This is a genomic window from Aquabacterium sp. (assembly GCF_021768455.1).
Taxonomy (GTDB): domain Bacteria; phylum Pseudomonadota; class Gammaproteobacteria; order Burkholderiales; family Burkholderiaceae_C; genus Aquabacterium.
This window is the reverse complement of record NZ_JAIZVX010000027.1, coordinates 19888-32632: the sequence shown is the minus strand read 5'-3', so window position 1 is coordinate 32632 and position 12745 is coordinate 19888. Positions and strand designations below refer to the sequence as shown.

At 67.9% G+C, this 12745-nt stretch carries 11 protein-coding genes; 8 read left to right on the top strand and 3 right to left on the bottom strand.

What is annotated here, in order from left to right:
- Window positions 1–335 (bottom strand): YkgJ family cysteine cluster protein (locus QZ994_RS05815; RefSeq protein WP_290869525.1); only part of this gene is annotated, 335 nt, incomplete at its 3' end.
- Complete coding sequence (locus QZ994_RS05810) at window positions 332–1291, bottom strand: LysR family transcriptional regulator (protein ID WP_290869521.1); 960 nt, start codon at window positions 1289–1291, stop codon at window positions 332–334. The genes QZ994_RS05815 and QZ994_RS05810, both read right to left, overlap by 4 nt.
- 141 nt (window positions 1292–1432) lie before the next feature.
- Between QZ994_RS05810 and QZ994_RS05805 the strand changes: the two genes are divergently transcribed.
- The 3 genes from QZ994_RS05805 to QZ994_RS05795 are packed head-to-tail and all read left to right on the top strand — an operon-like array spanning window position 1433 to window position 5241.
- Window positions 1433–2485 (top strand): alpha/beta hydrolase, encoded by a 1053-nt coding sequence (locus QZ994_RS05805; protein ID WP_290869518.1) that lies wholly within the window; start codon window positions 1433–1435, stop codon window positions 2483–2485.
- Window positions 2486–2500: 15 nt separating this feature from the next.
- The gene (locus tag QZ994_RS05800; RefSeq protein WP_290869515.1) at window positions 2501–3721 is read left to right on the top strand and encodes an aldo/keto reductase; all 1221 of its coding nucleotides are present in this window, start codon (window positions 2501–2503) and stop codon (window positions 3719–3721) included.
- 38 nt (window positions 3722–3759) lie between these two features.
- The gene (locus QZ994_RS05795) at window positions 3760–5241 is read left to right on the top strand and encodes an alpha/beta hydrolase domain-containing protein (protein ID WP_290869512.1); all 1482 of its coding nucleotides are present in this window, start codon (window positions 3760–3762) and stop codon (window positions 5239–5241) included.
- A 9-nt stretch (window positions 5242–5250) separates the two neighbouring features.
- On the opposite strand, the gene QZ994_RS05790 is transcribed toward QZ994_RS05795, so the two are convergent.
- A complete protein-coding gene (locus tag QZ994_RS05790) occupies window positions 5251–5877 on the bottom strand; it encodes a LysE family translocator (RefSeq protein ID WP_290869509.1) in 627 nt (208 codons plus the stop codon).
- Between the two features lie 194 nt (window positions 5878–6071).
- Here QZ994_RS05790 and QZ994_RS05785 point away from each other — a divergent pair, with 194 nt between their 5' ends.
- From QZ994_RS05785 to QZ994_RS05765, 5 genes are all read left to right on the top strand, one after another.
- The gene (locus QZ994_RS05785; RefSeq protein WP_290869507.1) at window positions 6072–8144 is read left to right on the top strand and encodes a carbon starvation CstA family protein; all 2073 of its coding nucleotides are present in this window, start codon (window positions 6072–6074) and stop codon (window positions 8142–8144) included.
- A gap of 116 nt (window positions 8145–8260) precedes the next feature.
- Window positions 8261–8452 carry a YbdD/YjiX family protein gene (locus QZ994_RS05780; protein ID WP_290869530.1) on the top strand — a complete coding sequence of 64 codons (192 nt, stop codon included), beginning with the start codon at window positions 8261–8263 and terminating at the stop codon, window positions 8450–8452.
- 97 nt (window positions 8453–8549) lie between these two features.
- Entirely contained in the window at window positions 8550–10370 is a 1821-nt protein-coding gene (locus tag QZ994_RS05775; RefSeq protein WP_290869504.1) for a phosphodiesterase, read from the top strand.
- Between the two features lie 73 nt (window positions 10371–10443).
- The gene (locus tag QZ994_RS05770; RefSeq protein WP_290869501.1) at window positions 10444–11220 is read left to right on the top strand and encodes a FadR/GntR family transcriptional regulator; all 777 of its coding nucleotides are present in this window, start codon (window positions 10444–10446) and stop codon (window positions 11218–11220) included.
- Between the two features lie 92 nt (window positions 11221–11312).
- On the top strand, window positions 11313–12683 hold the full coding sequence (locus QZ994_RS05765) for a GntP family transporter (RefSeq protein WP_290869498.1): 1371 nt from the start codon (window positions 11313–11315) through the stop codon (window positions 12681–12683).
- Window positions 12684–12745 lie beyond the last annotated feature (62 nt).

Sequence of the window (12745 nt, the reverse complement as noted above, 5' to 3'; positions counted from 1 at the left end):
GGGTAGACGCGGCAGACGGCGGGCCGGCGCGCATAGATCCCGCACAGGCCGTTTTCCTGCAGCCGCGGACAGCGCCTGCCCTGCGGTGCCGCCAGCGTCACGAGCACGCGGATGGGCAGGGCGCCGGAGCGGGCCGCGAAGGAGCGCTGCTTTTTGTAGGTGGCCTGGCCATCGCCCTGATCAGGCGGGTCGGCCGGCCAGGGGATGGCCTCGCACAGCACGTCGACCGCAAGGCCGTCCTGCAACCAGGCTTGTGCTTCCGCGATGGAGAGGGGCAACCAGAGGCCCTCGCAGCAACGGCCGCATTGGGTGCATTGGAAGTGGTGGGTGCTCATGGGTGCAGTTTGCCGCGTGACGCCAACTTCAGTTCTCGTGCGCTCAGGACGTAGGCCGGTTGATCGACCAGCCGCTCAAGCACCAGGTCGACAAAGGCGCGCACCCGCGCAGGCTGGGCATTGCGGCTGCCGTAGTAGACGAAATAGCTGTAGCGATCGGGCATCAGGTCCACCAGCAAGGGGACCAGCTGGCCGGCACGGATGTACGGCGCCGCCGTGACCCCCGCCAGTTGCCCGATCACCTTGCCGGCCAGCACCGCGTTCAACTCCAGGAGCTCGTCGTTGGTGCACAGCGCGGGCACCACGGGCTGATCGACCTCGTCGTCTCCCACCTTGAAGCGCCAGGGCACCACACGCCCGGTGCCAGGGTTGCGGTAGACGCTGCAGCGGTGCATGGCCAGGGCCCCCATGCTCTCGGGCACACCGTGGGTGCGCAGGTATGCCGGTGAGGCACACACCAGCATCTGCACCGGAAACAGGCGACGCGCGATCACGCCCTCGTGGGCCGACGCCCCCAGGCGGAAACCCACATCGACACGGTCCTCCACCCAGTTGCCCACGCGATCTTCGAGTTGCACATCGGGCACCACCCGTGGATGGCGCTCGCAGAACTCATCGAGCAGACGCCACAGCAGCCCCTGGAAGGTCGCCCGGGGCCCGACGATGCGCAGCGGGCCGGCAATCTCGTCCCGGGCCTGGCGCGCCGAGGCCAGGGCCCGCTTGAGCCCCATGAGCGAGGGTTGGGCCTCCTCGAGGAAGCGCTGCCCCTCATCGGTCAGGGCCATGGAGCGTGTGGTGCGGTGAAAGAGCCGGACGTCGAGGTGCTGCTCCAGCTGCGCCAGCGCCTGGCTGGCCGCCTGCGGGCTGATGTTCAGCGCCTCCGCGGTTTTGCGCAGGCTGCCCAGTTCGGCCGCCGTGACGAAAACAGAGATGGTGCGAAGTTCGTTGAGCGCCATGGTGAAGCCACAAAGGATACGGGGTGGAGGGCCATCGGATTGACCGCTTTGGCTTGCCAATCTAGCAATCTTTTCGCCTCTATTCACGGGTCAATCGCGATCCTAGACTGACCGTCATCCCCAGCTGAAACGGCACGCACCATGTCTCGCTCCACCTTCACCTCGTCGCTGCTCGCCGCCGCAAGCCTGATCCACAGCACTTCGCAGGCGGCCGACTTTCACCAGAACCCCTACACCCTGGTCTACGAGGGTGCCATCACGCACAACGAGCCGGGGCAGGTCCAGATCCACCCGGTCACGTACACGCTCAACGGTTTGACCATCGCGGCCAACGTGTACACGCCGCCCGGCTACGACCCGAGCAAGCGCTACCCCACGCTGGTGGTCGCGCATCCGAACGGCGGCGTGAAGGAGCAGGTCGCGGGCCTGTACGCCCAGCGCCTGGCGCAGGCTGGCCACATCACCATCACGGCGGATGCGGCCTACCAGGGGGCCAGCGGCGGACTGCCCCGCAACGTGGACAAGCCCAGCCTGCGCATCGAAGACATCCATGGCATGGCCGACTACATCACCCGTTACCCCGGCACGGACGCGTCGCGCCTCGGTCTGCTGGGCATCTGTGGCGGTGGCGGCTACGCGTTGGCCGCCGCGCAGACCGACAAGCGGTTCAAGTCGGTGGCCACCTTGAGCATGTTCAATTCAGGTCGCGTCCGGCGCAATGGCTATGCCGACTCGGCACGGGACACGGTGTCGCAGCGCCTGCAGCAGGCGTCGGATGCCCGGGCACAGGAAGCGGCCGGCGGCGAGGTGCGCTACGCGGGCGACGCGAACCTCAGCGACGAACAGATCGCGAGCCTGCCCTTCGACCTCTATCGCCAGGGCTACGCCTATTACTGGAAAACGCACGCCCACCCGAACTCGACGTTCCGGTACACGCAAAGCAGCCTGCTGGACCTGATGCGCTGGGACGCCACCGACCACATCGACCTGATCACCCAGCCCCTGCTGATGATCGCCGGCTCGAAAGCCGACAGCCTCTACATGAGCCAGGAGGCCTTGCCCAAGGCCACGGGCACACAGGACAAGGCCCTGTTCCTCATCGACGGCGCCACGCACATCGAGACCTATTGGGTCCCCCGTTACGTCGACGCGGCCCTCAAGCAGCTCACGGCCTTCTTCGCTCGGACGCTGTAAACCCAGGCACACACCATGAACCACACACCTCCGACCTCACGCCCCACCCCCGACATGCAGGCGCAACGCCGATACCTGATGCGCACGGCTGCGGCGGCATTGGGCGTGGCACCCTGGTTGCTGTCGGCCTGCGCCAGCCAAGCCGGCGCCCCGGGCACCGCCACCACCTCTGCCGCCCAGCCCGACGCAGCGGGCGCCCTTCGCAAGCTGGGCCCGCTCGAGGTCTTTCCGGTCGGCCTGGGCTGCCAATGGCGCCCCGGCGCCACGCCAGGCGTGGTGGTCGACTCCTACAGCAGCCGCTTCGATCGGCCCGCGGCCATCCGCCTGATCCGGCAAGCCGTGGACGAGGGCGTGAGCTTCATCGACACGGCCGAAGCGTATGGGCCCTTCCTCTCGGAAGAGATCGTCGGTGAAGCCCTGCAGGGCATCCGACACAAGGTGGTGCTGGAGACCAAGTTCGGCTTCGACATCGACCCGGTCACAGGGCAACGCCTGACGGGGGGGCGCAACAGCCAACCTGCACACATCCGGCAGGTGGTGGAGGCGCAGTTGCGCCGCCTCCGCACCGACCACATCGATGTGCTGCTGCAGCACCGCGTGGACCCGAACGTGCCCATCGAGGACGTGGCCGGCACGGTGAAGGACCTGATCGACGCCGGCAAGGTGCGGCATTTCGGCCTCTCCGAGCCGGGGCTGCAGACGGTGCGCCGGGCACACGCCGTGTTGCCATTGGCCGTGATCCAGAACGAGTACTCGATGCTGTGGCGCGGCCCGGAAGCCGAGGTGCTGCCACTGTGCGAAGAACTCGGCATCGGCTTTGTGTGCTGGAGCCCGCTGGGCATGGGCTTCCTGGCGGGTGGCGTGAAGGCCGATTCGCGCTTTGCCATGGCGCCCGACCTGGACTTCCGCGCCATCTCGCCGCGTTTCGCACCCGAGGTGCTGCCCGCCAACATGGCCCTGGTCGCCCTCGTGCGCGAGTGGGCCCAGCGCAAGGGCGTCACGCCGGCCCAGCTTTCACTGGCCTGGCTGCTGGCACAAAAGCCCTGGATCGTGCCCATCCCGGGCACCACCAATGCGGCGCACATGCACGAAAACCTCGGCGCCGCTTCCGTCACCTTCCGCGCCGGCGAACTGCAGCAGCTCAACGCCGCGCTCGGTGCGCTGCACATCCAGGGCGACCGGCTGCCGCCGCCGGTCATGGCCTTGTCCGGCGTGGAAGCCGCGCCGCGCCGCTGAACCGAGCCGAGTCCCCCCATGCCATCCTGCCCCACACCATGACCCGACCCCACACACCTCAGCGCCTCCTGCGCACCCTCTCGGCATGGGCCTGTGCCACCGCCGTGTGCGCCAGCACGCTGCCCGCGCTGGCCGACACCGTCACCCCCGCCAAGGCACAGATCGCCCCCACCTCGGCAGCACGCCTGCCGCTCGAGGCCGCCCAACTCACCCCGGTGCATGTACCAGGCACGCAAGCCATGGGTGCCGCCGCCACCGACCTGGCCGCCCACGGCTACACCGAACAGGAGTTCTACGCCAACGGCACCGCACAACGCTACCGAGGCGTGCTGCCCGGGGCGCAGGCCACCGCCCAGGTGATCGATGGTGGCTGGCCCTACCGCACCCGGGTGCTGGTTCGCGCCCCCCAGGCCGCCCGGTTCAACGGCACCCTGGTGGTCGAGTGGACCAACGTGACCGCAGGGCAAGACATCGACTTCGCCTTCGCCGAATCGCACGCCTACCTGCTGCGCGAGGGCTATGCCGTGGCGGTGGTGTCGGTGCAGCGCCTGGGGGTGGACCGCCTCACAACCTGGAGCCCGCAGCGCTACGGCGACCTCAGCGTGACCGCCGACAGCACCGACCCGCAAACGGGCGCGCCGATCGACGCCTGCCCACCGGGCACCGCCTGCCCGGGCGACCCCCTGTCATGGGACATCATGACCCAGGTCTCGAAGGCATTGAAGGACAACGCCGCGCCGGCTCGCCCCTTGCCTGGCCTGACGGTGCGCAAGGTGGTGGCCTTGGGCGAATCCCAATCGGCCATGCGGCTTTCGCTGTACTACAACACCATCCAGCCGCTCTACCGGTTCTTTGATGGCTTCGTGTTCCTCGATCTGGCGCAGCAGATGCGCGCCGACCTGCCCACCCCGGCCATCAGCGTCAACAGCGAGGCGCTCTCAGGCTTCCAGCCCCCCGTGAGCACCTCGGCCTACACGCGAGTCTGGGAAGTGGCCGGCACGTCCCATGCGTCCTTCTATGCGGTGAACTACGTCGACCAGATGCTGCTGCGTGACCAGTCGGTGTCAGGGCCCCATGGACCCATGACCTTCACGCAGATGATGGGCGCGCAGGGGTGCAGGCTCAGCCCGCTGTTCAGCAAGGTCGACACGGGTCTGGTGCTGAACGCGGCCCTCCACAGCGTGCGCCGCTGGGCAGAAACCGGCCAGCCTGCGCCCGCCACCCTGCTGTTCCAGCGAGACGCCAAGGGCGCCGTGATGCGAGACGCGCAGGGCCAGGTGCTGGGTGGCGTGCGCCTGCCGCAGTTCACGGTGCCGACTTCCTACACGGCCCCCAACGGTGAGGCGCTGGGATGCCTGCTCGCAGGCCACCACCGGGACTTCAGCGAATCGGAGTTCCTGCAACGCCACGGGAGTCACGCCGCCTACGCCTTGAAAGCCAAGGCCGCCGCTCGCGCCGTGGCCGCACAGGGCTACCTTCTGCGATCTGACCTGCAGGCCGCCCAAGGCCTCCTCAGGTGAGCACGGTCTTCACCGTGCCACCACCATGCGCAGCCCCAGCGCCACAAACACCCCTCCCGCCAGGCGATCGAGCCAGGGCCCGACGCCCGGGCGGCGGTTCAGCCACGCGCCCACTCCGCCGGAAAACCAGCCCAGCACGCCAAACAACAGGGCGGCCTGCAAGGTGAACACCCCGCCCAGCAGGCCCAGTTGCAGCGGCACCGCGCCTTGCGCCGCCACCACGAACTGCGGCAGGAAGGACAGGAAAAAGAGCACGACCTTGGGGTTGATGGCATTGGCCACCAGGCCCTTGGCAAAGAGGCGCCACAGCGAGGTGGGCTGGCCGGCCTCCTGGCCCACACGCGCTGCGCCCGCGTGGCGCAAGGCCTGGGCGCCCAGCCAGATCAGGTAGGCGCCGCCCAGCATTTTCAGGAGGCTGAATGCCAGCGGCGAGGCGGCCACCAGGGCGCTGACGCCCACCACGGCCAGCAGGGTGTGGCTCAGGCACCCCAGCGCGCAGCCCAGGCCAAAGGCCATGCCCGCGCGCCGCCCCTGCGACATCCCCACGCCCAGCACCATGAGGTTGTCGGGCCCCGGCGTGGCGGTGAGCAGCAGGGCGGCCAGAAGGAAGGGCAGGAGCTGGGCAAGGGTGAGCATGCGCCCATGTTAAGGGGCGCCCCTGCGATGCCACTGGGCGATGGCCGCGATGGCATCCGGGTTTGCGAGTACGTACTCCCACAGAGCCCCCCTGCGCAGTGCGACGGATGCGCCGCACCCCGGGTTTCAGGACACTGCTCCCACACCCTGGCCACCGGCACGCACCGCGTGGCCGCCCTCCCGAGGAGACATCCATGTTCGACAAGCTCAAGCGCCACCTGGGGTGGCTGCTCGTTTCACTGCTGGGCGCCTTCGCGCTCGCCACCATCGCCCTGGGGCGTGGTGAAACCATCAGCGCCCTGTGGGTGGTGGTGGCCGCGGTCTGCGTCTACCTGATCGCCTACCGCTACTACAGCCTCTTCATCGCGACCCGGGTGCTGCAGCTCGACGCCACCCGCCAGACGCCCGCCTGGGCGCACAACGACGGCCTCGACTACGTGCCCACCAACCAGTACGTGCTCTACGGCCACCACTTTGCCGCCATCGCCGGTGCCGGCCCCCTGGTGGGCCCGGTGCTGGCCGCGCAGATGGGCTGGTTGCCCGGCCTGCTGTGGCTGCTGGCCGGCGTGGTCTTCGCCGGCGCGGTGCAGGACTTCATCGTGCTCTTCATCTCCAGCCGCCGCGATGGCCGCTCCCTCGGTGACCTGGTCAAGCAGGAAATGGGCACCGTGCCCGGCATGGTCGCGCTGTTCGGCGCCTTCATGATCATGATCATCATCCTGGCGGTGCTGGCCCTCATCGTGGTCAAGGCCCTGGCCCACTCTCCCTGGGGCACCTTCACCGTGGGGGCCACCATCCCCGTGGCGCTGTTCATGGGCATCTATGTGCGCTACATCCGCCCGGGCCGCATCGGCGAGGTCTCTATCATCGGCTTCGTGCTGCTGATGCTGGCCATCGTGGGCGGTCAGTACGTGCACGAGCACCCCGCCCTGAATGCCGCCTTCACCTTCGATGGCAAGGCCCTCACCTGGATGCTGATCGGCTACGGCTTCGTCGCCGCCACCCTGCCCGTGTGGCTGCTGCTGGCCCCACGCGACTACCTCTCCACCTTCCTGAAGATCGGCACCATCGTGGCGCTGGCCATCGGCATCGTGATCGTGGCGCCCACCCTGCAGATGCCCGCGCTCACGCAGTTTGCCCAAGGCAACGGCCCGGTCTGGTCGGGTGACCTCTTCCCCTTCCTCTTCATCACCATCGCCTGCGGGGCCGTCTCGGGCTTCCACGCGCTGATCTCTTCGGGCACCACGCCCAAGATGCTGGAGAACGAGACCCACGCCCGCTTCATCGGCTACGGCGGCATGCTGGCCGAATCCTTCGTGGCCGTGATGGCCCTGGTCGCGGCATCGTGCATCCAGCCCGGCGTGTACTTCGCCATGAACAGCCCCGCGGCGCTCGTGGGCACCACGCCCGAAGCCGTGGCCGCCACCCTGTCGACCTGGGGCTTTGTGGTCACGCCCGATGTGCTGATCCAGACCGCCAAGGACGTGGGCGAAAACACCATCCTGGCCCGCGCCGGTGGGGCGCCCACCCTGGCCGTGGGCATGGCCCAGATCCTCCACCAGGTGATCGGTGGCGAAGGCATGATGGCCTTCTGGTACCACTTCGCCATCCTGTTCGAGGCGCTGTTCATCCTCACCGCGGTGGACGCCGGCACCCGCGCCGGCCGCTTCATGCTGCAGGACCTGCTGGGCAGCTTCGTGCCGGCACTGAAGCGCACCGACAGCCTGCCCGCCAACCTGCTGGCCACCGGCCTGTGCGTGGCCACCTGGGGCTACTTCCTCTACCAGGGCGTGGTCGATCCGCTGGGCGGCATCAACACCCTGTGGCCGCTGTTCGGCATCGCCAACCAGATGCTGGCCGCCGTGGCCCTGATGCTGGGCACCGTGGTGCTGTTCAAGATGAAGCGCGAGCGCCACGCCTGGGTCACCATCGTGCCCGCCACCTGGCTGCTGGCCTGCACCCTCACGGCCGGCTGGTTGAAGGTCTTCTCCGACAATGCCAAGGTGGGCTTTCTGGCCCATGCCGACAAGTACGCCGCGGCCCTGGCCGAAGGCAAGCTGCTGGCGCCCGCCAAGACCCCCGAGGCCATGGGCCGCGTGATCTTCAACGACCGGCTGGACGCCGCCCTGTGCGTGCTCTTCCTCTTCGTGGTGCTGACCGTGCTGGTCTACAGCGTCAAGACCTGCCGCGAGGCCCTGGCCAACCGCCGTGCCACCGCCAAGGAAACGGCTTACCAGAAGCTGCCGGCCAACGCCGTGTCCGCCTGACCTGGCCCGCGCCTGACCGCATCCCCCTTTCAAGGATCACCATGAGCGACACCACGCTGGCGACCGTTGACCCCAACGGACCCCAAGCCGTCGGCCCCCGCAGCGCAACAGGCTGGATGGGCACGCTCGGACAGGCTGGCCGCTACCTCGGCCAGAGCCTGCGGCTCATGGTGGGCCTGCCCGACTACGAGGCCTACCTCAACCACTTCGAGCGCACCCACCCCGAGCTTGAACCCATGAGCTACGAAGCCTTCTTCCGCGAGCGGCAGGAAGCACGGTACGGGGGGCGGGCGGGGAAGTGCTGTTGAGGCGGCGGCCACCGCTGTCACAAAACCTTCATGGAGATGGGCCTCAAGGGGCTTAGCCTGGGTTCCGATAGTGCAGCAGCACGCAAAGGGAGCCCGCATGAACACCGATGCCATCACCCGCCACGGCCTGACCGAAGCCCACCCGACCATCCCCACAGAGCAGGAGACCCGCCTGCTCACCGTGCAGGAAATCATGGCCTGCGGTCTGCTGCAGACCCATTTCCAGCCCATCGGCCGCCTGCGTGACGGCGAGGTGCTGGGCCACGAGGCCCTGGTGCGCGGCCCGCAAGGCCACCCCCTGGCCCAACCCGACCACCTCTTTGCCGCGGCCCAGGCCCAGGGCGTGACCTTCGAGCTGGAGGTCTACTGCGTCAAGCTCGCCCTGCAGGCGTGGACGGTGCAGGGCATGCCCGGCAAGCTCTTCGTCAACCTCAGCGCCAGCTCGCTGGCCCAGCTGGCCATGCACCCGGTGGGCCACGGCGTCTGGACCCTGGTCGACAAGCTGGGGGTGCGCACCCACCGCCTGGTGATCGAGGTGACCGAGCACGAACGCGTCGACCACATGCCCCGCCTGCTGCAGGCCATCCAGCTGCTCAAGCAGCGCAAGCTGCAGCTGGCCCTCGACGACTTTGGCGACGGCCGCTCCAGCCTGCGCCTGTGGGCCGAGCTCAAGCCCGACTACGTGAAGATCGACAAGTACTTCACCAAGGACATCGCCAGCCACCCTGACAAGGTGCAGACCGTGCGGGCGCTCAAGGCCATCGCCGAGACCTTTGGCACCCAGATGGTGGCCGAGGGCATCGAGACCGCCGACGAGTTGCGCGTGCTGCGAGACCTCTCCATCGAGTTCGGCCAGGGCTACTTCCTGGGCCGTCCCGGTGCCATGGCCGCACCGCAACTCCTGCCCGAGTCGGTCGACGTCATCGCCAGCCGCGAGATCGCGGTGCTGCCGCGCAAGGCCCGCAGTGGACGCGAGGACTTCAAGCTCGGCGAGATCAAGCAGCGCGTGCGCCCCCTGCAGGCTGGCGCAAGCCACAAAGAGGCCGCCGACCGCTTCCTGGGCGATGACACGCTCAAGGCCATGGCCGTGGTCAGCGAAGAGGGCCTGCCCATCGGCCTGGTCAACCGCCACACCTTCTTCTCGCACTACTCCAAGCCCTATTTCAAGGAGCTCTATGGCGACCGTCCCTGCCTGATGTTCGCCAACACCCAGCCCATGGTGCTGGAGGCCGGCATCGGCCTGGACGAGCTCACCGAGGTCCTCACTTCCGAAGACCAGCGCTACCTGACCGAAGGCTTCATCGTCACCCGCGACGGCCGCTATGCCGGCATGGGCTCGGGCGAGCGCCTGGTGCGTGCCGTGACCGAACTGCGCATCGAGGCCGCCCGCCACGCCAACCCGCTCACCTTCCTGCCAGGCAACATCCCGCTGACGCTGCACATCGGGCGGCTGCTGCAGAACAAGGCCGATTTCGTGGCCTGTTATGCCGACCTCAACCACTTCAAGCCCTACAACGACTACTACGGCTACTGGCGCGGCGACGAGATGATCCGCCTCATCGCCCGGACGCTGGTGGCGCACTGCGACGTTCGGCGCGACTTTGTCGGCCACGTGGGCGGCGACGACTTCGTGGTCCTCTTTCAGAGCGAAGACTGGCAGGCGCGCATCGAGGCCGCCGTGCGCAGCTTCAACGCCCAGGCCCAGTCGCTCTTCGACGAAGAGGCCACAGCCCATGGCGGCATCGAGGCAGAAGACCGCGATGGCGTGGTGCGCTTCTTCCCCATGACCACGGTCTCGGCCGGCCTGCTGCGCGTGAGGCCGGGTGCCTTCCAGCGCCCCGAGCACGTCGCCTCGGCCGCGGCGGTGGCCAAGCACAAGGCCAAGCAGATGGCGTCGGGCATCCACATCGAGCGCTGAGGAAGCGTGCGAGCGCGTACCTGCCGTCAGTGTCGATGCGGTACAGTGCACATGCACCCTTTCCCCCGCGACCGTGAGCAAACTCTCCTCTTTCTCTGCCCTGCAGCCCGGCGTCAAACTGGCCGAGCAAGTGGCCGACGCGCTGGAGGCAGAAATCAAGGCTCGGCGACTTGAAGCCGACGAAAAGCTGCCCTCCGAGGCCACCCTGGTCCAACAGTTCGCCGTGAGCCGGACCGTGATCCGCGAGGCCATCTCGCGCCTCAAGTCACGCAAAGTCGTCTACGCCCGACAGGGTGCCGGCGTGTTTGTGGCGGCCCAGTCCATCGAGCCCCTTGATTTTTCAGGCAGTTCGCCCGCCGCCTCACGTGAGGCCGTACTGCAGATCGTCGAGGTTCGCCGGGCGCTGGAAGCCGAGGTCGCCGAACTGGCTGCCCAGCGCCGCACCCCGGATGACATGCAGGCCATCGACGAGGCCCTGACTGCCATTGCCGTCGCGGTCGCCCAGGGCCAGGATGGCGCCGAAGAGGACGTCCGCTTCCATCGCGCCGTGGCCCGCGCCTCGCACAACCCCTACATGATCCGCACGCTGGAGTACCTCTCCCGCCTGCTGCAAGACGCCACCCGCGTGACCCGCGCCAACGAGGCACGTCGGGCCGACTTCGCCAAGGCCGTGAACCGCGAGCACCTGCAGATCGTCGAGGCCATCCGTGAGGCACAGCCAGCCGCTGCGCGCAAGGCCGCCACGCAGCACATGAAAAACGCCGCCCATCGCATCGAACAGGCCGACCCGGCCTTCTGGGCCGAAGACGGCGCCCGCCTCGCCAGCCCGCTGCTGCGCGACACCCTCTGACGCACCGCATCCGTGTTAACCCTCACCCCCTTCAGACCGGACAACTTGTACGATAAGCAGGCAACATGATTAAACGATAATAGGAGACACTCATGAGCACTTTGGGCCTTCTGGGCATTGGCGCGGGCAGCATTGGCCTGCTCTTGCTGCTGATCATTAAATGGGAGGTTCACGCCTTTGTGGCGATGATGCTCGTGAGCGTGCTGGTCGCGTTGGCCACGTCCATGCCGATCGGCGACATCGTCAGCACCCTGATCGCTGGCATGGGCGGCACGCTGGGCTCAGTGGCCATCCTCGTGGCGCTGGGCGCCATGCTGGGGCGCATGATCGAAGTCTCGGGTGGCGCGGCCAACCTGGCGCAACGCTTCACCGCACTGCTCGGCCCAACCCGCGTGCCCGCAGCCCTGACGGCCGCAGCCCTGGTGCTCGCCATCCCCGTGTTCTTCGATGTGGGCTTCATCATCCTGGTGCCCATCGTCTATGGTTTCTGCAAAGCCGCCGGCGTCAACCCGATCAAGTTCGGCCTGCCAGTCGCGGGCATCATGCTGGCCGTGCACGTGGTGGTGCCACCGCACCCAGGCATCGTGGGTGGCGCGGCCATACTGAAGGCCGATGTGGGCTGGATCACCATGCTGGGTCTGGCCATCTGCCTGCCCCTGGCACCGCTGTCGCAGTGGCTGTCCAAGCGCCTGAACTGCACCGAGTACCAGATGCTGCCAGCCACCGCTGCGCAGTTCGCAGCATTCGGCAGCGGGCAGACGGAAGCCTCCGCCAACACAGGCCGTCCGGCCCCCACACTGGGCGTGGTGCTCGCGCTCATCATCGTGCCCCTGGCGATGATCATGGTCGGCACAACCGGCGCCGCCATGCTGCCCAAGGGCGATGCCCTGCGCAACCTGCTGAGCTTCATTGGCGCGCCCATCATGGCCCTGATGGTGGCCGTGGGCATGGCCATGTGGTTCATCGGCAAAGGCCAGGCCTGGAGCCGTGAGCGCACCAACGCCGTGATGGAGTCCGCCCTGCCGCCCGCCGCCACCGTGATCCTGGTGACGGGCGCCGGTGGCGTGTTCGCCAAGGTGCTGACCGCCAGCGGCATTGGCGCAGCCCTCTCGCAGAGCCTGATCGACACCCACCTGCCGCTGATCCTGATGGCCTTCGTCATCTCCCTGGCCCTGCGCGCCGCCCAAGGCTCGGCCACGGTCGCCATCCTTACCACCTGCGGCTTGCTGGCCGAGGCCATCAACACCGGTGGCTACACCACGGTGCAAGTGGCCCTGTTGTGCGTGGCCATCGGCTTCGGCAGCCTGGGCCTGTCGCACGTGAACGATTCGGGCTTCTGGATCGTCACCCGCTACCTCGGCCTCAGCGTGGGCGACGGCCTGCGAACCTGGACCGTGCTGACCACCGTGCTGGGCCTCACTGGATTCCTCCTCACCTGTGCGCTCTGGGCCTTCATGGCCTGACGCAAACCGGCCCCTGCACACGCCAGGGGCTTTTGCTTTGTCTCCCTCAGATTTGAAACGGA

Coding starts and splice junctions, on each gene's coding strand:
- QZ994_RS05800 (WP_290869515.1), top strand. CDS start 2,501: ATGAACCACACACCTCCGACCTCACGCCCCACCCCCGACATGCAGGCG.
- QZ994_RS05780 (WP_290869530.1), top strand. CDS start 8,261: ATGGGCACGCTCGGACAGGCTGGCCGCTACCTCGGCCAGAGCCTGCGG.
- QZ994_RS05790 (WP_290869509.1), bottom strand. CDS start 5,877: ATGCTCACCCTTGCCCAGCTCCTGCCCTTCCTTCTGGCCGCCCTGCTG.
- QZ994_RS05795 (WP_290869512.1), top strand. CDS start 3,760: ATGACCCGACCCCACACACCTCAGCGCCTCCTGCGCACCCTCTCGGCA.
- QZ994_RS05810 (WP_290869521.1), bottom strand. CDS start 1,291: ATGGCGCTCAACGAACTTCGCACCATCTCTGTTTTCGTCACGGCGGCC.
- QZ994_RS05785 (WP_290869507.1), top strand. CDS start 6,072: ATGTTCGACAAGCTCAAGCGCCACCTGGGGTGGCTGCTCGTTTCACTG.
- QZ994_RS05805 (WP_290869518.1), top strand. CDS start 1,433: ATGTCTCGCTCCACCTTCACCTCGTCGCTGCTCGCCGCCGCAAGCCTG.
- QZ994_RS05775 (WP_290869504.1), top strand. CDS start 8,550: ATGAACACCGATGCCATCACCCGCCACGGCCTGACCGAAGCCCACCCG.
- QZ994_RS05765 (WP_290869498.1), top strand. CDS start 11,313: ATGAGCACTTTGGGCCTTCTGGGCATTGGCGCGGGCAGCATTGGCCTG.